Origin of the sequence: Kitasatospora sp. NPDC056531 (assembly GCF_042794375.1) — a bacterium.
In the GTDB taxonomy this organism is placed as follows: Bacteria; Actinomycetota; Actinomycetes; order Streptomycetales; family Streptomycetaceae; genus Kitasatospora.
The window spans coordinates 13,524-33,753 of record NZ_JBHTTU010000009.1 but is presented as its reverse complement, the minus strand read 5'-3'; the positions used below and the strand labels follow the sequence as shown (position 1 = coordinate 33,753).

Below are 20,230 nucleotides of genomic sequence, written 5' to 3'. Positions count from 1 at the left end.
GCTGGATGGATCCCGTACGGCGGCGCTGCCCGCCGCTGTACGGGACCCAAATGCCCCCGCAACGCCTGCGAGGCCTGCGGAGGTTGAGAGAACTCCGACTGGCCAGATAGGAGTGCTCGTGGCTCCTCCCCAACGGCTGGAAGCCGTGGGGCTTCAAGCCGGCCCGACGGCTGGCCCCGGACAAGCCCTGCCCGCTGCCTGACGGCAGGTGATCAGGCCACTACGCTGTGTCGCTCCGCGATGCCAGTTTCAGGATTCGATTCGACCACTGGCTGAGGTCGGTGGTTTCCCTCGAAAGAAGGTGCTCATGGACCGCCGGATTTTCGGGCTGGAGAACGAGTACGGCGTGACCTGCACGTTCCGCGGGCAGCGGCGGCTGTCGCCGGACGAGGTGGCGCGGTACCTGTTCCGCCGGGTCGTCTCCTGGGGCCGCAGCAGCAACGTCTTCCTGCGCAACGGCGCCCGGCTCTACCTCGACGTCGGCTCCCACCCCGAGTACGCCACCCCCGAGTGTGACGACGTGGTCGAGCTGGTGACGCACGACAAGGCGGGCGAGCGCATCCTCGAAGGACTCCTGGTGGACGCCGAGCGGCGGCTGCACGAGGAGGGCATCGCGGGGGACGTCTACCTCTTCAAGAACAACACCGACTCGGCCGGCAACTCCTACGGCTGCCACGAGAACTACCTGGTGGCCCGGCACGGCGAGTTCTCCCGGCTGGCCGACGTGCTGATCCCGTTCTTGGTGACCCGCCAGCTGATCTGCGGCGCGGGCAAGGTGCTGCAGACCCCGCGCGGCGCGGTGTACTGCGTCAGCCAGCGGGCCGAGCACATCTGGGAGGGCGTCAGCTCGGCGACCACCCGCTCCCGTCCGATCATCAACACCCGGGACGAGCCGCACGCGGACGCCGAGCGCTACCGCCGGCTGCACGTGATCGTCGGCGACTCCAACATGTCCGAGACCACCACGCTGCTCAAGGTCGGTGCCACCGACCTGGTGCTGCGGCTGATCGAGGCCGGCGTGGTGATGCGCGACCTCACCCTGGAGAACCCGATCCGGGCGATCCGCGAGGTCAGCCACGACCTCACCGGCACCCACCAGGTGCGCCTGGCCAACGGCCGCGAGGCGAGCGCGCTGGACATCCAGGAGGAGTACTACTCCAAGGCCCTGGAGTTCGCCGACCGCAAGGGGATCAACACCGGCACCATCGCCCGGGTGCTCGACCTGTGGGGCCGCACCCTGGAGGCCGTGCGCACCGAGCGGCTCGACGGGGTGGCCACCGAGATCGACTGGATCATGAAGTACAAGCTCATCGAGCGCTACCGCGAGAAGCACCAGATGAGCATGTCCAACCCGCGGGTGGCCCAGATCGACCTCGCGTACCACGACATCCACCGCCGCCGCGGCCTGTTCTACCTGCTCCAGGGCAAGGGCCAGGCGCAGCGGGTGACCACCGACCTCAAGACCTTCGAGGCCAAGTCGATCCCGCCGCAGACCACCCGGGCCCGGCTGCGCGGGGACTTCATCCGCCGGGCGCAGGAGCAGCGCCGGGACTTCACGGTGGACTGGGTGCACCTGAAGCTGAACGACCAGGCGCAGCGCACGGTGCTGTGCAAGGACCCGTTCCGTTCGGTGGACGAGCGGGTGGAGAAGCTGATCGCGGGGATGTAGAGCCCCGAACGTGATCAAGGCGCCATGATCACGTTGACGCGTCCGGCCCCGGTGGTGTCTACCGGGGCCGGACGCGTGCCGGGCATACGCTGTCCGTCGAGTCACGAGAGCCGACTTCGATCGACAGTTAGGACCACCGTGCGCCGCACCGCCGGTTTGCTTCTCACCCTGCCGCTGCTGCTCGCGGTCGCCTGCAGTAGTTCGACCAAGGCGGCCGGCCCGGCCACGCCGTCCACCGCGACAGCCGCGCCGACGGTGCCCACGCCGGTCTCCGAGGCCTCGCCGATGCCCACTCTTTCGGGTGGCGGCTTCGGCAGCAAGGCCACCATCACCATCCCCGAGGGTCAGCAGCCGAGCGGCCAGTTCGTGGTGAACACGGTGGTCGAAGGCGATCGGTCGACGGTCAACAAGGGCGACTGGGTGACCGTCAACTACTCGGCGAAGGACTGGACCACCGGCAAGGACCTGCCCAGCTCGTACGACGACAACGGCAAGCCACAGCTCTACCAGGCGGGCAGCGGGCAGCTGGTGCCGGCGCTGGACCAGAGCGTGATCGGCAAGAAGGTGGGTACCCGGCTGCTGGTGGTGGCCCCGCCGGCGGCGGCCTTCGCGGACAAGGGCTCCGGCCAGCTGGGCGTGGGCTCGGGGGACACCGTGGTGTTCGTGCTGGACATCGTCGAGAGCCTGCCGCCGGACTCCACCCTGACCGGGAACATGACCCAGCCCGCCGCGACGATGCCGCAGGTCAAGGACAACGGCAAGGCGCCGGTGACGATCACCATCCCGCCCGGGCAGGCCGCGCCCACCGACCTGCAGCAGGCGGTGCTGATCAAGGGCGAGGGCAAGCAGGTCAAGACCGGGCAGACCCTGGTGGTGCAGTACACCGGGGTGCTGTGGAGCAACGGGCAGCAGTTCGACGCCTCCTGGACGCACGGTGGCGCGCAGGCGGTGCAGATCGGCACCGGCAGCGTGATCGAGGGCTGGGACAAGGGCCTGGTCGGGCAGACCGTGGGCAGCCGGATCCAGCTGGTGGTGCCGCCGGCGCTCGGGTACAAGGACCAGGCGCAGGGCGCGGTACCGGCGAACTCCACGCTGGTCTTCGTGATCGACATCCTGGAAGCCGTCTAGCGGGCGCTCTAGGAAGTCACCCGCAGGATTCCGTACGCTTGGGCGGACGCTCGTACAACGAAGCGTCCGCCCTCATCCTGAGCTGTCATACTGCCCTCGCACTGTGACAGGCGCCGCCCGGCGCCGAGGTCCGGGGCGGGCGGTGCGGCGGCAGGCCGGCGGTCAGCACGCCGGGCGCAGACCTGGAAGACCTCGTGGCGAGATGGATGGGGAGTCATGACTGAGAAGACGCCGAGCCCGGGCGGGGCCGGCACCGCGGCGAACGACAGCTCTGCGGGTGACCCGGCCGCCTCTCGTCCCGGCGGCCCGGTTGCCGGGGATCGCGAGTCGATCGTCGTTCCCCCGGCGATCCTGGCGCAGCAGGCCGGCTGGGCGCAGCCCGGCGAGAAGTCGCGCGCCGCGGGTGGCACCACGACGGACGACGCCCCGCAGATCTTCGCCAGCAACGTGCGCAAGGCCGACAGCTCGGAGGCCGGGTACGACGAGAACCCGCCGAGCGTGGGCAGGCTGGGAGTGATCCTCGGCACGGTGCTGGCCGTGCTGCTGGTCGGCAGCGGCATCACGCTCTACCTGGTGAACAAGGACGACTCCAAGGACAGCGCCGCGGCCGCCAAGCCGGACGCGGCCAAGACCGCGCCGCCCACGCCGAGCGCCGAGCCGGTGCCGCCGATCAAGGACAGCGCCAAGGTGCTGCCGACGGTCACCGGTGACTTCGGCAAGAAGGCCGACATCCAGGTGCCGGGCGACAAGTCCGACGGCTCCTTCGTGGTGAAGGTGCTGTCCGAGGGCACCGGCCCCAAGGTGGACAAGAACTCCTGGACCTCGGTGGACTACACCGCCAAGGACTGGAACACCGGCAAGGACATCCCGAGCTCGTACGACAACAACGGCAAGCCGCAGATCTTCCAGGCCGGCACCGACGCGCTGATCCCGGCGCTGGACCAGGCCGTGGTCGGGAAGAAGGCCGGCAGCCGGCTGCTGGTGGTGGCCCCGCCGGCCGCCGCCTTCGGCTCGCAGGGCAAGCCGGACATGTCGATCGGCGCCAAGGACGACCTGATCTTCGTGATCGACGTCCGCAACGCCAATGCGCCCGACGCCGTGGTGAGCGGTACCGTCACCCCGCCGCCGGCGGACTTCCCGCAGGTCAAGGACAACGGCAAGAAGCCGGCCGACATCACCCCGGTGGCGGGCGCCAAGGACCCGACCGAGCTGAAGACCCACGTCCTGATCAAGGGCACCGGGCCGGCGGTGGAGAAGGGCGAGAAGGTCGTCGTCCAGTACACCGGCGCGCTCTTCAAGGACGGCAAGGTCTTCGACTCCTCGCTGAGCAAGGGCCAGGCGTTCTCCTTCCCGGTCGGCGGGGGCCAGGTCATCCAGGGCTGGGACCAGGGACTGGTGGGCCAGACCGTCGGCAGCCGGGTCGAGCTGGTGATCCCGGCCTCGCTGGGCTACGGGGACAAGGGCCAGGGCGACATCCCGCCCGGTGCGACCCTGGTCTTCGTGGTGGACATTCTGGACGCCGGTCAGGGCTGATCCACTTTCGGGTGACAATAGAGGGCGTGTGACCTTCGGGCCCGGCCGCGTGGCCGGAGCCCGACGGGCGGCGGGCGCCCGTACCGTGGTCCAGGAACGGACCGGGTGCGGGTGCCTGCCGCTTGGTCGTGTAAGCAACGCGAACGTGAGAAGAGGGACTGTGAGCGTCAACCTCAACGAGAAGCCTGAGATCGACTTCCCGATCGGCGACGCCCCGACGGAGCTGCAGATCCGTGACATCGTCGTGGGCGACGGCGCGGAGGCCAAGAAGGGCCAGAACGTCAGCGTCCGCTACGTCGGCGTGACCTTCGAGACCGGCGAGGAGTTCGACGCGAGCTGGAACCGGAGCCCCAACGAGTTCCGCTTCCCGCTGGGCGGCGGCCGCGTCATCAAGGGCTGGGACCAGGGCGTCGTCGGCATGAAGGTCGGCGGCCGCCGCGAGCTGACCATCCCCTCGCACCTGGCGTACGGCAACCAGTCGCCGACCCCGGCCATCCCGGCCGGTTCGACCCTGATCTTCGTGGTCGACCTGCTGGCCGTCTGAGCCTGCCGTGACCTCGGGCCGGACCCCTCCGGGGGCCCGGCCCGAGGCCGTGTCCGGGCCCGAACGGCACGTCGTGGGGATCAGGCGTGGGACGCGGCTTTTGCAGTGCGTACCGCTACCGGTACGGTCGGTCCCGCCGGGTGAGGATCGCCCGGTTGGCGCACCCCGCGCGCGGCGCGGCACACCGGAAGGGTCAGCGATGGCGATCGCCAAGGCAGAGCGGCTGATGAATCTCGCCCTGTGCCTGATGAACACCAGACGTCCGCTCTCCAAGAAGGAGCTGCGGGAATCCATCGAGGCGTACCGCGAAGCCTGGCAGAACAGCAGCGAGGACGCCTTCAACCGGATGTTCGAGCGGGACAAGGACGACCTGCGCGAGCTCGGCCTGGTGATCGACGTCGACGAGAGCGCCCTGGACGGCGAGCTCGGCTACCTCGCCCGCGCCGACCGCAACCGGTTGCCCGAGATCGCGCTGGACGCCGAGGAGGCCGCCGCGCTCACCCTGGCCGCCCGGGTCTGGCAGCAGGCCAAGATGTCCGGTGCGGCCAGCGGCGCGCTGCAGAAGCTGCGCGCGGCCGGGGTGCCGTTCAGCGAGGCCGAGGGCCGGACCGCCCTGGAGCCGCGCATCCCCGCCCGGGAGGCCGCGTTCGAGCCGCTGCTCACCGCCGCCCGGGACCGCCGTCCGGTGACCTTCGAGTACCGCAAGGCCGGGGCCGCCGCCGTCGAGCAGCGCAGCGTCGAGCCGTGGGCACTGGAGTGCTGGCGCGGGCACTGGTACCTGGCCGGGTACGACCGCGACCGGGGCGACGCCCGGGTGTTCCGGCTCAGCCGGATCACCGGCAAGGTGAAGGCGAAGAGCGGGGCCTTCCTCGGGACGGTGCCCGAGCACGTGGACGTGCGGGCCACGGTGGCCAAGTTCGCCGGGGAGGGCGCCACCGCCACCGCGACCGTCCGGGTCCGCCGGGGTGCCGGCTTCCCGCTGCGCACCAAGGCGCTGAACAGCAGCCGGGTGGACGAGGGCTGGGACGAGCTGGAGATCCCGTACGGCAACGGGCTGGGCGCCGACCTCGCGGAGTTCGGGCCGGACGTGCTGGTGCTCGGGCCGGAGGAGCTGCGGGCGGATGTGATCGACCGGCTGCGGGCGGTCGCGGGGCTGGACTCGGAGGACGTACGGGCATGAGTAATGCGATCGACCAGACGCGACGGATGCTGTCGCTGGTCACCTACCTGCGCGAGCGGCCCGGGGCCGAGGTCGCCGAGGTGGCCCGGGCCTTCGGGATCAGCGAGCGCGAGCTGATCGGGGACCTCAACGTGCTGCCGATGTGCGGCACCAGTTTCCGCGGCGGCGACCTGCTCGACATCGACACCGACGGCGAGCGGATCTGGTGGCACAACGTCGACGACGTGGCCCAGCCGCTGCGGCTGGCCGCCGACGAGGCCACCGCGCTGCTGGTGGCCGCCCGTGCGGTGGCCGGGCTGCCGGGCCTGCGGGCCGGGGACCGGGAGGCGCTCACCCGGGCCGTCGCCAAGATCGAGAACGCGGCCGGGGAGAGCGCCGAGGGCAGTGCCCGGGTCGGCGTGACCTTCGAGGCCGAGAGCCACGTCTTCGCCGACATCGACCGCGCGCTCAGCGAGGGCCGCCGACTCTGGCTGCGGTACTACTCGCACGGGCGCGGTGGGATGACCGAGCGCGAGGTCGACCCGATCCGGCTGCTCACCGAGGGCCACACCTACCTCGAGGCCTGGTGCCGCACCTCCGAGGACCACCGGATGTTCCGGCTGGACCGGGTCGCCGAGATCCGCGTCCTGGACGTCCCGGCCGACCCGCCCCGGCGCGAGCCGCGCGACCTGAGCGGCGGGCTGGTCAACCCGGCGGCGGACGACCCCGAGGTGGTCGTGGAGGTCTCCTCCGGCGGACGCTGGGTGGCCGAGTACTACACCCACGACCGTGCCGAGGAGCTGCCCGACGGCGGGCTGCGGATCACCCTGCGCAGCGCCGACCCCTCCCAGCTGCGCCCGCTGGCGCTGCGGCTGGGGCGGGACGGCCGGATCGTCTCGCCGCCCGAGCTGGCCGAGCAGGCGCGCTCGGCCGCGCGGGAGGCGCTGGCCGCCTACGGGGAGGGGCAGGTCTGACCGGTGGAGCCCGGGACCAGATTCAAGGTGTACTGCTCGGAGTGCCGGGAGAAGGTGGAGCTCCCGGCCGAGGAGTTCCGGCTGACCCTCGGTCGGACCCCGGCGCAGGCGCACTACAGCTTCGGCTGCCCGCTCTGCGGGGCGGCGGTGCGCAAGCCGGCCGGGGAGAAGATCGTCGAGGCGCTCACCGGGGCGGGGGTCCGCACCATGCGGCTCGTCCCGGCCGAGGGGTGACGCGCACCTGGCGATAGGGTGGGGCGCATGTCCTGGATGCTCGTCGCCGCCGTCCTGCTCGCCACCGCGGGCCTGCTGGTCCTCGGGGTCCTCGCGATCCGGCTCTGGGTGGACGTACGGGCGCTGGCCAAGGGCGTGGACGCGGCCTCGCGGGCGCTGACCGAGGCGGCGGAGGACCTGGCCTCGGCGGTTCCGAACCGTTAGGCGGAATGTCGGTTAGCACACCCGGGGCATCGGCGGTACGGGGGCTGCTGTACCGAGGTAGGGGCGGGTTACGCTCTCAGGTGGCTCCTGAACTGCGAACCGGGAGCCGCTGTCCTGTTCGGGCGGCCGTCGTCGGGGCGTCATCCGCAGCGGTTACCATCCGCGGCGGGCGGCCTGTCGGGCCGTGGAGGCTGAAGGTGGTCGGCGCATGCGCTTGTCGGTGACCGCGATCGTGGTGGTCGTGGTGTTCGCCATCGTGCTGTTCGGATCCAAGCGGCTGCCCGACCTGGCGCGTTCGCTGGGGCAGTCGCTGCGGATCCTGCGGAGCGAGACCAAGGCGATGCGCTCGGACGGCGATCCGGCCGGGAGCGCGCCGCCGGCCGCGCCGCGGGTGGACGGTGCGGCGCGGTCGTCGGCCAAGACCATCCAGACGGCTCCGGGCGCGTCGGCCACGGCCCGGCCGGTGGCCGAGCCGGGCGCCGGGCCGTCCGCGCCCGACGACCGCCCGCACTGAGCGCGGCGTACGTGACGTACACGACGTACGTGACGGACGTGGTGTACGCGACGCACGCGACGTACACGACCATGGAGGCCCGTCGACCGGCGGGCCTCGACGCACGAGTTGAGGACCGGGGTTGAGCAAGCTCTCCAAGGTGCCGAAGAAGGCGCCCAAGGATCCTGAGGGGCGGATGGCCCTCGCCGACCACCTGCGGGAACTGCGCAACCGCGTGGTCAAGTCGGTCCTGGCGATCGTGCTGTTCGCGATCATCGCGGCGATCTACCACAAGCAGATCGAGCACTTCCTGCTCGAGCCGCTGCCACAGTGCGACAAGCAGAACTCGGGCAACTACCACGGGCGCTGCGCCCAGGTGTCCAACATCGGCCTCACCGCCGGTTTCAACTGGATGCTGAAGGTCGCGCTGACCGCGGGCGTGGTGGCGGCCGTCCCGGTCTGGCTGTACCAGGTGTGGGCCTTCGTGGCGCCCGGCCTGCACAGGCACGAGAAGAAGTACGCGGTCATCTTCATGGCCTGCGGCGCCCCGCTGTTCCTGACGGGTGTGGCCTGCGCCATCTGGGTGATGCCGACCATGGTCGAGATGCTGATCTCGTTCACCCCGAGCGACACGACGCCGATCCTGCCGCCCGAGGACTACTTCGACGTCGCCACCCGCATGGTGCTGGTCTTCGGTTTGGGCTTCGAGTTCCCGCTGCTGCTGGTGATGCTCAACATGGTCGGCATCGTGACCGGCAAGCGGCTGCTCAGCTGGTGGCGCGGGATGGTCATGGGCATCACCGTGTTCACCGCGTTCGCCACCCCGGGCGCCGACCCGGTCAGCATGCTGCTGCTGGCCATGCCGATCTGGGCGCTGTACTTCGCCGCGGTGGCCGTCGCGCTGCTCAACGACCGGCGCAAGCGGCGCAACAACCCGGACGCCGACCTGGACGACGAGGAGGCCTCGCACCTGGACCTCACGGTGCAGGAGGTCGACGGTGCGGAGTCGGTGAGCGCCTCGGCGGCGCCGACGGCCAGTGCCGCGCCGGTGTCGTCCGGGCGGCACGAGCAGATGGACGACATCACCTGAGCCGGTAGGCCTCGTGAAGCCCCGGCCCGCCGCCTCCCGCGGCGGGCCGGGGCTTTTTGGCGCCCTGTCGCTCGGGGCGGTCTTGGCAGCGTTGATGGCATGTGACATATTACTGGCGTGCTGAAGACCCAGAGACCTCCCCTGGACGTCGTCGTGGTCGGCGCCGGAGTCGTCGGCGCCGCCTGCGCCTACTACGCCGCCCGTGCCGGGCTCGCCGTCGCCGTCGTCGACCGCGGGCCGGTGGCCGGGGGCACCACCGGGGCGGGCGAGGGCAACCTGCTGGTCTCCGACAAGGAACCCGGGCCCGAGCTCGAACTCGCCCTGCTCAGCACCCGGCTCTGGCGCGAGCTCGCCGAGGACCTCGGTCCGGCCGTGGAGTACGAGCCCAAGGGCGGCGTGGTGGTCGCCTCGACGGCGGCCGGGCAGCAGGCGCTGCGGACCTTCGCCGCCGGGCAGGCCGCGGCCGGGGTGGCCGCCGAGGAGGTCCCGGCCGAGCGGCTGCGCGAACTGGAGCCGCACCTCGCCCCCGGGCTGGCCGGCGGCTTCCACTACCCCCAGGACGCCCAGGTCCAGCCCGCCCTGGCCGCCGCCCACCTGCTGCGCGAGGCCCGCGGGATGGGCGCCGAGCTGATCACCGGGGAGAGCGTGACGGCCGTGGACCGGGGACCGGACGGCGCGGTGCGCGGCGTACGGACCGACCGGCGCCGGCTGGCCGCGCCCGCCGTGGTCAACGCGGCCGGCACCTGGGGCGGCGAGCTGGCCGCCCTCGCCGGAGTGCACCTGCCGGTGCTGCCCCGGCGCGGCTTCGTGCTGGTCACCGAGCCGCTGCCGAGGATCGTCCGGCACAAGGTCTACGCCGCCGACTACGTGGCCGACGTCGCCAGCGGCTCGGCCGGGCTGCAGACCTCCGCCGTCGTCGAGGGCACCCCCGGCGGGCCGGTGCTGATCGGGGCCAGCCGGGAGCGGGTCGGCTTCGACCGCACCCTCTCCCAGGAGGTGCTGCGCCGACTGGCCGGCCAGGCCGCGGCGCTGTTCCCGGTGCTCGCGGACGTCGCCGTGATGCGCGTCTACCGGGGCTTCCGCCCGTACCTGCCGGACCACCTGCCCGCCGTCGGGGCCGACCCCCGGGTGCCGGGGCTCCACCACGCCTGCGGGCACGAGGGCGCCGGGATCGGGCTGGCGCCGGCCACCGGGTTGCTGATCAGCGAGCAGCTGACCGGCAAGCAGCCGGAGCTGGACCTCGCGCCGTTCCGTGCGGACCGGTTCCCGGCCGCGTCAGACTCCTTGGAGAAGCCGTGACCCGTCGTCCCCGCACCCCAGCCGGGCTGGTCGAGGCCCGGCCCGGGCCCGCCCACCACATCGAGTTCGACGGGCGGCCCGTCCCCGCCCTGTCCGGGCAGTCGATCGCCGCCGCGCTCTGGGCCGACGGCGTGCTCGCCTGGCGCACCACCCGGATCGGAGGGCGCCCGCGCGGGGCGTTCTGCGGGATCGGTGCCTGCTTCGACTGCCTGGCCACCGTGGACGGCCGCCCCAACCAGCGCACCTGTCTGCTGCCCGCCGAGCCGGGCACCGTCGTCACCACCCAGGAGGGCCACGGCCGTGCCGACCTCGCCGTCTGACCCCCGTGACCCCCGTGACCCCCGGGACTCCCGCTACGACCTCGCGGTGGTCGGGGCCGGGCCTGCCGGTCTGGCCGCCGCCGTCACCGCCGCCGAGCTCGGGCTGAGCTGCGTCCTGTTGGACGGCGGGCAGAGCACCGGCGGGCAGTACTACCGGCACCCCGCGCCCGGACTGGGAGCGGCCCGTCCGGACCGGCTACACCACGGCTGGTCGACCTACACCGGGCTGGCCTCGCGGCTCGACTCCGCCGAGCGGGCCGAGTTCCGGGGCGGCCATCAGGTCTGGGCGCTGGAACGGACCGGGGACGGCTTCGCGGTGCACGTCACCCGTGGGCCGCGGGCCACCGACCGGGACACCGTCCTGGCCCGGACGGTGCTGCTCGCCACCGGGGCGTACGAGCGGCAGCTGCCCTTCCCCGGCTGGACCCTGCCCGGGGTGGTCACCGCGGGCGGCGCGCAGGCGATGCTCAAGGCCGGGCTGGTGCTGCCCGGGCGGCGGATCGTGGTGGCCGGCAGCGGGCCGCTGCTGCTCGCGGCGGCCTCCTCGCTGGTCAGCGCCGGGGCGGAGGTCCCGGCGGTGGTCGAGGCGGGCGACTACCTCGGGTACGCCCGGCGCCCCGGCGTGCTGGCGGCCGTCCCCTCCAAGCTGGTCGAGGGCGCCGGGCACGGCAGCGCGCTGCTGCGGCACCGGGTCCGGCTGCGGCGGCGCAGCGCCGTCGTGGAAGCACACGGGACGGACCGGGTCACTGCGGTCACGGTGGCCAGGCTGGACGCCGACTGGCGGCCGCGCCCCGGCACCGAGCGGCGGATCGACTGCGACGCGCTGGCCGTCGGGCACGGGCTGCTGCCGCAGATCGACCTCGCCACCGAGCTGGGCGCCGACACCCTGACCGGGCCGGACGGGGCGGTCGCGCTGCGGGTCGACGCGGAGCTGCGCACCTCGGTGCCGGGGCTGTGGTCGGCGGGGGAGACCAACGGCGTCGGCGGCGCGGACCTCGCGCTGGTCGAGGGGGAGTTGGCCGCGCACGCGATCGCCGGGGCGCTGCCGGAGCCCGCGCTGCGGCGCCGGCGGGCACGGCTGCGGGCCTTCGCCGAACTGATGGCGACCGCCCACCGGCCGGGGGGCGGCTGGACCGGGTGGCTGCGGCCGGAGACCGATGTGTGCCGGTGCGAGGAGGTGCCGGTCGCGCGGATCCGGGAGGCGGTGGAGGAGCTGGGCGCAGGCGATCCCCGGACCGTCAAGCTGCTCACCCGGGCGGGGATGGGCTGGTGTCAGGGGCGGATGTGCGGTCCGGCGGTGGCCTGTCTGTCGGGTGCCGCGGAGCCCGGGGCCGATCGGCGGCCGCTGGCCTGCCCGGTGCCGCTGGCGCAGCTGGCGGCGGGGGGACCGGCGTCGGCCTCGGGTTCGGCGTCGGGTGACGGCTAGTCCGGCAGTCCGGCAGTTCGTCGAACGCGCGGGGCGGTGACTCTTGTCTCCGGCCTGTTCCCATTTATAAAATGTCACACCTCACCAAGGAGCTCAACGTGTCCATCACCCCGCACGACACCACCCGTCCCTGGCGCGGCGTCATGGTCGCCACCGCGATCCCGCTGCGCCCGGACCTCTCCGTCGACTACGACGCCTACGCCGAGCACGTCCGCTGGCTGATCGAGTCCGGCTGCGACGGCGTCGTCCCCAACGGTTCGCTGGGCGAGTACCAGACACTCACCGCCGAGGAGCGCGCCCGGGTCGTCGAGGTGGCGATCGAGGCGGCCGGCGACGGCTCCCGGGTCATGCCCGGGGTCGCCGCGTACGGCAGCGCCGAGTCCCGGCGCTGGGCCGAGCAGGCCGCCGAGGCCGGGGCGGGCTCCGTCCTGCTGCTGCCGCCGAACGCCTACCGGGCCGACCATGACTCGGTGCGCGCGCACTACGCGGAGGTCGCCAAGGCGGGCCTGCCCGTCGTCGCGTACAACAACCCGATCGACACCAAGGTCGACCTGGTGCCCGCGCTGCTCGCCCGACTGCACGGCGAGGGCTCGATCGTGGCGGTCAAGGAGTTCAGTGGGGACGTCCGCCGGGCGTACGAACTCGCCGAGCTGGCCCCCGGGTTGGACCTGTTGATCGGGGCCGACGACGTGCTGCTGGAGCTGGCGCTGGCCGGTGCGGTCGGCTGGATCGCCGGATACCCGAACGCGCTGCCGGAGGCCTCGGTCGCGCTCTACCGCGCGGCCGTCGAGCACAACCTGGAGATCGCGCTGCCGCTGTACAAGTCGCTGCACTCGCTGCTGCGCTGGGACTCCAAGACCGAGTTCGTCCAGGCCATCAAGCTCTCCATGGACATCGCCGGGCGCCCCGGCGGTCCGGTCCGGGCGCCCCGGCAGCCGCTGGCGCCGGAGGTCGAGGCGGCCGTGCGCGCGGCCACCGAGAAGGCGCTGGCAGAGGGGCTCGCGTAGTCCGTGACCGCCCGGCCGGCTGCGGCGGCAGCCGGCCTCAACCAACTGCTACCAAACGGGAGTTGTGAGCCATGCGCAGCCGTCACGTGTTCCACGCCGTCGACTCGCACACCGAGGGCATGCCGACCCGGGTGATCACCGGCGGCTTCGGCGTCATCCCCGGCGCCACCATGGCCGAGCGCCGGGTGCACTTCCAGCGGCACCTGGACCACTTCCGCACCCTGCTGATGTACGAGCCGCGCGGGCACGCCGCGATGAGCGGTGCCGTCCTGCAGCCGCCGACCCGGCCGGACGCCGACTTCGGAGTGCTCTACATCGAGGTCTCCGGACTGCTGCCGATGTGCGGGCACGGCACCATCGGGGTGGCCACCGTGCTGGTCGAGACCGGGATGGTGCCGGTGGTCGAGCCGGTCACCACGGTACGGCTGGACACGCCCGCCGGGCTGGTGGTCGCCGAGGTGCTAGTCGAGGACGGCGCCGCCAAGGCGGTGACCATCCGCAACGTCGCCTCGTACTCCGTAGCGCTGGACCGCAAGATCGAGGTGCCCGGGTACGGCGCGGTCGGCTACGACCTCGCGTACGGCGGCAACTTCTACGCCATCCTGCCGCTCGCCGAGTTCGGGCTGCCGTTCGAGCGTGAGCGCAAGCAGGACATCCTGGACGCCGGCCTGGCGCTGATGGCCGCCGTCAACGCGGGCCCGGACCGGCCGGTGCACCCGGAGGACCCGTCCATCCACAGCTGCCACCACGTCCAACTGCTCGCCCCCGGCTCCACCGCCGAGCACTCCCGGCACGCGATGGCCATCCACCCCGGCTGGTTCGACCGCTCGCCCTGCGGAACCGGTACCTCGGCGCGGATGGCGCAGCTGCACGCGCGCGGCGAGCTGCCGCTGGGGCGGGACTTCCGCAACGACTCATTCATCGGGACGACCTTCACCGGGCGGCTGGTCGAGGAGACCGAGGTGGCCGGGCGGCCCGCCGTGGTGCCCACCGTCACCGGACGGGCCTGGATCACCGGCACCGCCCAGTACTTCCTCGACCCGGCCGACCCGTTCCCGGCGGGTTTCCTGCTCTGACGCTCCATTCCGAACCCGCTCCGAAGGGCTGTTAGTTGTGACCATCACCTCGTACAATCCGGCCGATCCGAGCGACCTCGTGGTCGCCGTCGAGGCGCCCGGCGCCGAGGCCGTGCGGGCCGCCGTCGGACGGGCCCGGGCCGCGCAGGCCGGCTGGCTCGGGTCCGGGGCGGGCGCCCGGTCGGCGGCGCTGGGGCGGATCGCCGAGACCGTCGAGGCACACGCGCAGGAGCTGGCCGCGCTGATCGTGCGGGAGGTCGGCAAGCCGCTCGCCGAGGCGCGCGGCGAGGTGGCCCGGACGGCGGCGATCTGGCGGTACTACGCGCAGGCGTCGTACGCGCCGTCCGGGGAGGTGCACGAGACCGCCGCCGGGCCCGGGCTGCTGTTCACCCGGCGGCGCCCGTACGGGGTGGCCGGGCTGATCGCGCCGTGGAACTTCCCGTTGGCGATCCCCAGTTGGAAGGCCGCGCCGGCGCTGGCGGTCGGGAACACGGCGGTGCTCAAGCCCGCGCCTGAGGCGACGGCGTGCGCGCTGCGGCTGGCGGAGCTGGCCGGGTTGCCCGCCGACGTGTTGACGGTGCTGCCGGGCGGGGCCGAGGAGGGCGCGGCGCTGGTCGACGCGGCGGACGTGGTGTCCTTCACCGGCTCCACCGGGGTCGGGCGGGCTGTGGTGCGGGCGGCGACCGGGCGCGGGGTGCCGGTGCAGGCCGAACTCGGCGGGCTTAACGCCGCGTTGGTGCTACCGGATGCGGATGTGGAGCTGGCCGCCGCCCACATCGCGGCCGCCGTCGCCGGGTACGCCGGGCAGAAGTGCACCGCCACCAGCCGGGTGATCGCGGTCGGCGCGGCTCATGAGCCGCTGCGCGAGGCCCTGGTCAAGGCGCTGGCGGTGGTGGACGACGCGGTGTGCGGGCCGGTGATCAACGCCGCCGCGCGGGAACGGGTGATGGGGGCGGTCTCGTCGGCCGTCGCGGCCGGGGCGAGCGTGCTCACCGGCGGACGGATCCCCGAGCGGGCCGGCTGGTACGTCGAGCCGACCCTGCTCACCGACGTACCCGGCGAACACCCCCTGGCGCGCGAGGAGTTCTTCGGTCCGATCGCGGTGCTGCACGCGGCGGCCGACCTGGACGAGGCGATCGCGCTCGCCAACGACACCCCGCACAGCCTCGCCACCTCGGTGCACACCCGCAGCCTGGACGTGGCGCTGGCCGCCGCCGACCGGCTGGACGCGGGCATGATCCGGGTCAACGCCCCCTCCAGCGGCGTCGACTTCCACCTGCCCTTCGGCGGGACCAAGGGCGCGAGCCACGGCGACCGCGAACAGGGCCGGGCCGCACTGGACTTCTACACCGTGAGCCGGACGGTCAGCGTGCTGCCGGGCGGGGGCGCCTGATGGACGGCGGTGGCCTGACGGATGTCCGCGGCCTGATGGACGTTCGCAACCTGATGGACGTCCGGGCCGTCGACTACCACGCGGCCGGTGAGCCGTTCCGGATCGTGCTGGACGGTGCGCCGACGATCCCCGGCGACAGCGTCGCCGAGCGCCGGGCCATCGCGCTCGGCGCGGGCGGCGGCGCCACCGCGCCCCGGCCCAGCGCGCTGGATGCCGTCCGGCAGCTGCTCGTCCGGGAGCCGCGCGGGCACGCCGGGATGTACGGCGGGTTCCTGGTGCCGCCGGACGACGACGAGGCTCACCTGGGCGTGCTGTTCTGGCACAAGGACGGCTACTCGACGGCCTGCGGGCACGGCACCATCGCGCTCGGCGCCTGGGCGGTGGACTCCGGTCTGGTCCCGGCCCCCGCCGACGGCGTGGCCCGGGTGCGGATCGACGTGCCCTCCGGGCGGGTCACCGCCCTGGTGCACCGGGCCGGCGGGCGTACCACCGGGGTCACCTTCCGCAATGTGCCCAGCCGGGTCAGCGCGTTGAAGCTGCCGGTGACCACCTCGCGCGGGGTGGTCGAGGTCGCGGTGGCGCACTCCGGGGCGTGCTACGCGTCCGTCTCGGCGGCGGCGCTCGGGCTCGCGGTGGAGCCGGGTCTGCTGCCCGAACTCACGGCCGTGGGAAGGGAGATCAGGGCGCTGCTGGCCGGCTCGGAGGTGGTCGCGCATCCGACGGACGCGCGGCTGTCGGGCGTGTACGGGGTGGTGCTGTACGACGAACTGCCTGCTGCTGACGACGTGTTGAGCCAGCGGAACGTCGTCGTGTTCGCGGACGGGCAGATCGACCGCTCGCCCTGCGGCTCCGGCACCTCCGCCCGGCTCGCCGTACTCGCCGCCGAGGGGCGGCTCGCGCCGGGGGAGGAACTGCGGCACGAGTCGATCATCGGCACGGTCTTCACCGGGCGGGTCCTCGCCGGGGGTGACCCGCTGGGGGATGGCGTGGTCACCGAGGTCGGCGGGACGGCGTTCCGCACGGGGGAGCACCGGTTCGTCCTGGAGCCGGGGGACTCGCTGGGGACGGGGTTCCTGCTGTGAGCGGTGCCGTGCTGCGTGGTGCCGAGCTGTCCGGTGCGGCGGCTGAGCCGCTCCAGTACGCCGTGCCGGGCACCGGCGGGGTCGGGCCCGCCGGGGCGGTGGGGGCGATCGAGCGGGTGCTGCTGGACGGGTTCGACCCGGAGGCGGCGCCCGCCCGGTCGGCCGTGCCGGTGCCGGCGGGGGAGCTGTTGCTGATGCCGGCCGCCGCCGGGCCGTACGCGGGCGTCAAGATCGCCGGGGTCGCGCCCGGTAACCCGGCGCTCGGGCTGCCCCGGATCACCGGCAGCTACCTGCTGCTCGACGGGCCCACCCTGCAGCCGTTGGCCGTGCTGGACGGCGCGGCCCTCACAGCCCTGCGCACGCCCGCCGTGACGGCGGCGGCGCTGGCGCGGCTTGCGGTGCCGGAGGCCGAGCACCTGGTGGTGTTCGGCTCCGGGCCGCAGGCGTACGGACACCTGGACGCGCTGCTGGCCGTCCGGCCGCTGCGTCGGCTCACCGTGGTCGCGCGGGATCCCGGGCGGGCTTCCGCTCTGGTGGCGTACGGGCGGGGGCTGGGGCTCTCGGCCGGCGTGGGTGGGCCGGAGGCGGTCGGGCGTGCCGACGTGGTGGTCTGCTGCACCACCGCGCGGGCGCCGCTGTTCGACGGCGCGCTGGTTCCCGCGCACGCGGCCGTCGCGGCGGTCGGCTCGCACGAGCCGGACGCGCGGGAGGTGGACGAGGTGCTGGTCGGGCGGGCCGAGCTGTACGTCGAGGCGCGGACGGCGGCGGCCAGGGAAGCCGGGGATCTGGTCATGGCGGGCGTGGCGGGACGGCAGGTGTGGAACCTGGCCGAGCTGGTGCGCGGGGACGCGCCGGTGCCGAGCGGGCGGCCGCGGTTCTTCAAGAGCGTCGGGATGGCCTGGGAGGACCTGGCGGTGGCGGCGGAGGTGTACCGGGACTTCCGACGAGCCTGAGGTTCAGTCGCCGAGGAAGCCGGAGTCGGCCCGACGGGAAGGGATCCCCCGTCGGGCCGGCTTCTTTCCGTGTTTCAGCGGTAGGTCGAGAGCAGGCGGGCCAGGTGCTTGCCGGCGACGTGCAGCGGTTCCTCGCTGCGGGCGACCTGGGCGGAGAGTTCGGCGCCCTCCAGGGTGTTGATGACGGTACCGGCCAGCTCGCGGGCGTCCTCGGTGCCGATGCCGGCGGCGCGGAGGCGTTCCTCCACGATGGCCTGCCAGTTCGCGAAGGCCGCGGCGACCGACTGCTCGATCACCGGGGCTCGGCCGACCGTCTCCAGCGCGGTGGTGGTGATCGGGCAGCCGTCCTGCCAGTCGGAGGTGCGCAGTTCGCGGCCGAGCAGCGTGGTGCAGGCGGTGATCGCCTCGGTCAGGTCCTCGGACGAGCCGAGCCCGGCGCGCAGGATCACGGCGAACTCCTGGTCCCCGTGCCGGATCGCCTCGGCGGCCAACTCCTGCTTCCCGCCCGGGAAGAAGTGGTAGACGGAGCCGAGGGTGGCCTCCGCCTCGCGGGAGATCTGCTTGATCCCGGTGCCCTCGTAACCCTGGCGCTGCAGTAGCCGGGAGGTGGCCCGGACGATTCGCTCGCGGGTACCGACGGGGGTGGTCTTCTCGGGGGTCTTCACGGGGGCATCCTAGTCGACCTCCTGAATAGAGCGTTCGTTCCAGAGCTGTGCTAGCGTCGCCCCCGGCGCTGGATAGAGCGTTCGTTCTAGGGGGGTATCCGTATGTCCGTTGAGTTTTCCGTGGGGCTTTCCGCCGAGCGGCAGTCGAAGGCGTCCGTGACGGTGATCGGGCTCGGCCCGATGGGACAGGCCATGGCCGGGGTGTACCTGGACGCCGGCTACGCCGTCACGGTGTGGAACCGTACGGCCGCGCGGGCGGATGAACTGGTCGCCCGGGGTGCGGAGTTGGCGCCCAGTGCGGAGGCGGCGGTGGCGGCCGGCGAGCTGGTGGTGCTCAGCCTCACCGACTACGACGCGGTGTTCGCCGTACTGGAGTCGGTGGAGGCGGTGGTGGCCGGGAAGGTGATCGCGAACCTCAGCTCGGACACCCCTGAGCGGGCCCGGGAGGCGGCGAGGTGGCTCGCCGAGCGTGGGGCCGGGCATCTGACGGGCGGGGTGCAGGTGCCGCCCTCGGGCATCGGCAGCCCGGAGTCGTCCACCTTCTACAGCGGGCCGGTCGAGCTGTTCCGGCGACACCGGACCGCGCTGGAGGTGCTGACCGGGACCGACTACCGGGGCGACGACCCCGGGCTGGCGCAGCTGTACTACCAGATCCAGATGGACCTGTTCTGGTCCTCGATGGTGGGCTACCTGCACGCCACCGCGATCGCCGAGGCCAACGGCATCTCGGCCGAGGAGTTCCTGCCGTACCTGAGCTCGACGGCGGCCTCGCTGCCGGGCTTCCAGGCCTTCTACGCGCCGCGGATCGCGGCCGGCGACCACCGCGGCGACGTCGACCGGCTGGCGATGGGGCTCGCCAGCGTCGAACACGTCCGACAGACCGCGGAGGCCTCCGGGGTCGACGGCGCGCTGCCCGCGCTGCTCGCGGAGGCGTTCCGGCGGGGCGTCGAGGCCGGGGACGGGGCGGCGAGCGTGACCACGCTGGTCGGCCGGTTCCGGGCGGGGTCGCGGGCCCGGTAGCGATGCGGTGGCAGATCGTGTGCCGTCGGCCGTTGCCACGGCCGGCGGCCGCTGCCACCATGAGCCTCGGCGGGGTTGACGGGGTGTTCGGATCGCGGACTGTTGCGCGCTCAACGTAACGTGACATTGTACGCTGGTGTTCTGCACCCACCCGGAGGAACACCATGGCCGAGCTCAAATCCCGCACCCTGATCTCCGTGCAGGAGCGGCTCCGCGACCAGGTCGCCCACGCACTCCGGGCGGCCCTGATCTCCGGCGAACTGCGCCCCGGCGTCGTCTACTCCGCCCCCGCGCTCGCCGCTGACTTCGGCGTCTCCGCCACCCCGGTCCGCGAGGCCATGCTCGACCTCGCCCGGGAGGGCCTGGTCGAGGCCGTCCGCAACAAGGGCTTCCGGGTCACCGAGCTCACCGAGCGCGACCTGGACGACTACACCGAGATCCGCGCCCTGATCGAGGTCCCGACCGTCGGCCGGGTCACCCGCACGGCGACCAAGGACCAGTTGGAGCGGCTGCGCCCCCAGGCCGAGGCGATCGTCGCGGCCGCGCGCAAGCACGACCTGATCGGCTACCTGGAGGCGGACCGGCAGTTCCACCTCGACCTGCTGGGGCTCGCGGGCAACGCGCGGCTGGTGGAGGTGGTCGGCGACCTGCGCAAGCGCTCGCGGCTCTACGGGCTCACGCGGCTCGACGAGAAGGGCGAGCTGGTCTCCTCGGCGGAGGAACACCTGGAGCTGCTGGACCTGATGCTGGCCGGTGACGCGGCCGCGGCGGAGGCGTGCATGACGCGGCACCTCAGCCATGTGCGGTCGCTCTGGGCGGGGCAGGACGAGGCGCCGGAGGTGGACCAGCCGGCGCTGCGGTTGCGGGCTCGGTAGGGCTAAACCACTCGTTCGGGTGAAGGCGGAAGATCGGGCGTCGGGCGGCGCTCGCGTTCTACGATGATGCTCTCGACATCGGCAGC

At 73.1% G+C, this 20,230-nt stretch carries 21 protein-coding genes; 20 read left to right on the top strand and 1 reads right to left on the bottom strand.

All coding sequences use genetic code 11. From position 1 onward, the window contains the following. Window positions 1–307 precede the first annotated feature (307 nt). From pafA to ACFQ87_RS11585, 18 genes are all read left to right on the top strand, one after another. A complete protein-coding gene (gene pafA, locus ACFQ87_RS11670; protein ID WP_380610481.1) occupies window positions 308–1,669 on the top strand; it encodes a Pup--protein ligase in 1,362 nt (453 codons plus the stop codon). A gap of 138 nt (window positions 1,670–1,807) precedes the next feature. Then, entirely contained in the window at window positions 1,808–2,797 is a 990-nt protein-coding gene (locus ACFQ87_RS11665) for an FKBP-type peptidyl-prolyl cis-trans isomerase (RefSeq protein ID WP_380610480.1), read from the top strand. Window positions 2,798–3,013: 216 nt separating this feature from the next. Then, window positions 3,014–4,330 carry an FKBP-type peptidyl-prolyl cis-trans isomerase gene (locus ACFQ87_RS11660; RefSeq protein ID WP_380610479.1) on the top strand — a complete coding sequence of 439 codons (1,317 nt, stop codon included), beginning with the start codon at window positions 3,014–3,016 and terminating at the stop codon, window positions 4,328–4,330. A 160-nt stretch (window positions 4,331–4,490) separates the two neighbouring features. Further along, entirely contained in the window at window positions 4,491–4,874 is a 384-nt protein-coding gene (locus tag ACFQ87_RS11655) for an FKBP-type peptidyl-prolyl cis-trans isomerase (protein WP_350523841.1), read from the top strand. Between the two features lie 199 nt (window positions 4,875–5,073). After that, window positions 5,074–6,054 carry a helix-turn-helix transcriptional regulator gene (locus ACFQ87_RS11650; RefSeq protein ID WP_380610478.1) on the top strand — a complete coding sequence of 327 codons (981 nt, stop codon included), beginning with the start codon at window positions 5,074–5,076 and terminating at the stop codon, window positions 6,052–6,054. Further along, on the top strand, window positions 6,051–7,007 hold the full coding sequence (locus ACFQ87_RS11645; RefSeq protein WP_316520336.1) for a WYL domain-containing protein: 957 nt from the start codon (window positions 6,051–6,053) through the stop codon (window positions 7,005–7,007). The genes ACFQ87_RS11650 and ACFQ87_RS11645 overlap by 4 nt, the downstream gene beginning before the upstream one ends. A 3-nt stretch (window positions 7,008–7,010) precedes the next feature. After that, entirely contained in the window at window positions 7,011–7,241 is a 231-nt protein-coding gene (locus ACFQ87_RS11640) for a hypothetical protein (RefSeq protein WP_355669931.1), read from the top strand. A gap of 27 nt (window positions 7,242–7,268) precedes the next feature. After that, window positions 7,269–7,445 (top strand): hypothetical protein, encoded by a 177-nt coding sequence (locus ACFQ87_RS11635; protein ID WP_380610477.1) that lies wholly within the window; start codon window positions 7,269–7,271, stop codon window positions 7,443–7,445. A gap of 208 nt (window positions 7,446–7,653) precedes the next feature. After that, on the top strand, window positions 7,654–7,959 hold the full coding sequence (gene tatA, locus ACFQ87_RS11630) for a Sec-independent protein translocase subunit TatA (protein WP_380610475.1): 306 nt from the start codon (window positions 7,654–7,656) through the stop codon (window positions 7,957–7,959). 175 nt (window positions 7,960–8,134) lie between these two features. Beyond that, window positions 8,135–9,028 carry a twin-arginine translocase subunit TatC gene (gene tatC / locus ACFQ87_RS11625; protein WP_380610612.1) on the top strand — a complete coding sequence of 298 codons (894 nt, stop codon included), beginning with the start codon at window positions 8,135–8,137 and terminating at the stop codon, window positions 9,026–9,028. 117 nt (window positions 9,029–9,145) lie between these two features. After that, a complete protein-coding gene (locus tag ACFQ87_RS11620) occupies window positions 9,146–10,327 on the top strand; it encodes an NAD(P)/FAD-dependent oxidoreductase (protein WP_380610474.1) in 1,182 nt (393 codons plus the stop codon). Continuing rightward, the gene (locus tag ACFQ87_RS11615; protein WP_380610473.1) at window positions 10,324–10,647 is read left to right on the top strand and encodes a (2Fe-2S)-binding protein; all 324 of its coding nucleotides are present in this window, start codon (window positions 10,324–10,326) and stop codon (window positions 10,645–10,647) included. The genes ACFQ87_RS11620 and ACFQ87_RS11615 overlap by 4 nt, the downstream gene beginning before the upstream one ends. Further along, entirely contained in the window at window positions 10,628–12,073 is a 1,446-nt protein-coding gene (locus tag ACFQ87_RS11610) for an NAD(P)/FAD-dependent oxidoreductase (RefSeq protein ID WP_380610472.1), read from the top strand. The genes ACFQ87_RS11615 and ACFQ87_RS11610 overlap by 20 nt, the downstream gene beginning before the upstream one ends. Window positions 12,074–12,144: 71 nt before the next feature. Beyond that, window positions 12,145–13,080 carry a dihydrodipicolinate synthase family protein gene (locus ACFQ87_RS11605; protein ID WP_380610471.1) on the top strand — a complete coding sequence of 312 codons (936 nt, stop codon included), beginning with the start codon at window positions 12,145–12,147 and terminating at the stop codon, window positions 13,078–13,080. 71 nt (window positions 13,081–13,151) lie between these two features. Further along, on the top strand, window positions 13,152–14,156 hold the full coding sequence (locus tag ACFQ87_RS11600; protein WP_380610470.1) for a proline racemase family protein: 1,005 nt from the start codon (window positions 13,152–13,154) through the stop codon (window positions 14,154–14,156). Between the two features lie 37 nt (window positions 14,157–14,193). Beyond that, the gene (locus tag ACFQ87_RS11595) at window positions 14,194–15,549 is read left to right on the top strand and encodes an aldehyde dehydrogenase family protein (RefSeq protein ID WP_380610469.1); all 1,356 of its coding nucleotides are present in this window, start codon (window positions 14,194–14,196) and stop codon (window positions 15,547–15,549) included. A 35-nt stretch (window positions 15,550–15,584) separates the two neighbouring features. Continuing rightward, window positions 15,585–16,631, top strand: a complete 1,047-nt coding sequence (locus tag ACFQ87_RS11590) for a proline racemase family protein (protein ID WP_380610468.1) — start codon at window positions 15,585–15,587, stop codon at window positions 16,629–16,631. Beyond that, window positions 16,628–17,584 carry an ornithine cyclodeaminase family protein gene (locus ACFQ87_RS11585; RefSeq protein ID WP_380610467.1) on the top strand — a complete coding sequence of 319 codons (957 nt, stop codon included), beginning with the start codon at window positions 16,628–16,630 and terminating at the stop codon, window positions 17,582–17,584. The genes ACFQ87_RS11590 and ACFQ87_RS11585 overlap by 4 nt, the downstream gene beginning before the upstream one ends. Before the next feature lie 74 nt (window positions 17,585–17,658). Here the strand turns inward: ACFQ87_RS11585 and ACFQ87_RS11580 are convergent, their stop codons facing one another. Then, window positions 17,659–18,249: a TetR/AcrR family transcriptional regulator gene (locus ACFQ87_RS11580; RefSeq protein ID WP_380610466.1), complete on the bottom strand. Its 591-nt coding sequence runs from the start codon at window positions 18,247–18,249 to the stop codon at window positions 17,659–17,661. 102 nt (window positions 18,250–18,351) lie between these two features. Between ACFQ87_RS11580 and ACFQ87_RS11575 the strand changes: the two genes are divergently transcribed. After that, the gene (locus tag ACFQ87_RS11575) at window positions 18,352–19,269 is read left to right on the top strand and encodes an NAD(P)-dependent oxidoreductase (RefSeq protein ID WP_380610465.1); all 918 of its coding nucleotides are present in this window, start codon (window positions 18,352–18,354) and stop codon (window positions 19,267–19,269) included. 164 nt (window positions 19,270–19,433) lie between these two features. Then, on the top strand, window positions 19,434–20,144 hold the full coding sequence (locus tag ACFQ87_RS11570; RefSeq protein ID WP_380610464.1) for a GntR family transcriptional regulator: 711 nt from the start codon (window positions 19,434–19,436) through the stop codon (window positions 20,142–20,144). The last annotated feature ends 86 nt before the right edge of the window (window positions 20,145–20,230 follow it).

Bases quoted from the DNA above. Each gene is read 5' to 3' on its own strand.
- ACFQ87_RS11570 (WP_380610464.1), top strand. From the start codon at position 19,434: ATGGCCGAGCTCAAATCCCGCACCCTGATCTCCGTGCAGGAGCGGCTC.
- ACFQ87_RS11645 (WP_316520336.1), top strand. From the start codon at position 6,051: ATGAGTAATGCGATCGACCAGACGCGACGGATGCTGTCGCTGGTCACC.
- pafA (WP_380610481.1), top strand. From the start codon at position 308: ATGGACCGCCGGATTTTCGGGCTGGAGAACGAGTACGGCGTGACCTGC.
- tatC (WP_380610612.1), top strand. From the start codon at position 8,135: ATGGCCCTCGCCGACCACCTGCGGGAACTGCGCAACCGCGTGGTCAAG.
- ACFQ87_RS11575 (WP_380610465.1), top strand. From the start codon at position 18,352: ATGTCCGTTGAGTTTTCCGTGGGGCTTTCCGCCGAGCGGCAGTCGAAG.
- ACFQ87_RS11660 (WP_380610479.1), top strand. From the start codon at position 3,014: ATGACTGAGAAGACGCCGAGCCCGGGCGGGGCCGGCACCGCGGCGAAC.
- tatA (WP_380610475.1), top strand. From the start codon at position 7,654: ATGCGCTTGTCGGTGACCGCGATCGTGGTGGTCGTGGTGTTCGCCATC.
- ACFQ87_RS11650 (WP_380610478.1), top strand. From the start codon at position 5,074: ATGGCGATCGCCAAGGCAGAGCGGCTGATGAATCTCGCCCTGTGCCTG.
- ACFQ87_RS11635 (WP_380610477.1), top strand. From the start codon at position 7,269: ATGTCCTGGATGCTCGTCGCCGCCGTCCTGCTCGCCACCGCGGGCCTG.
- ACFQ87_RS11605 (WP_380610471.1), top strand. From the start codon at position 12,145: ATGTCACACCTCACCAAGGAGCTCAACGTGTCCATCACCCCGCACGAC.
- ACFQ87_RS11600 (WP_380610470.1), top strand. From the start codon at position 13,152: ATGCGCAGCCGTCACGTGTTCCACGCCGTCGACTCGCACACCGAGGGC.
- ACFQ87_RS11590 (WP_380610468.1), top strand. From the start codon at position 15,585: ATGGACGTTCGCAACCTGATGGACGTCCGGGCCGTCGACTACCACGCG.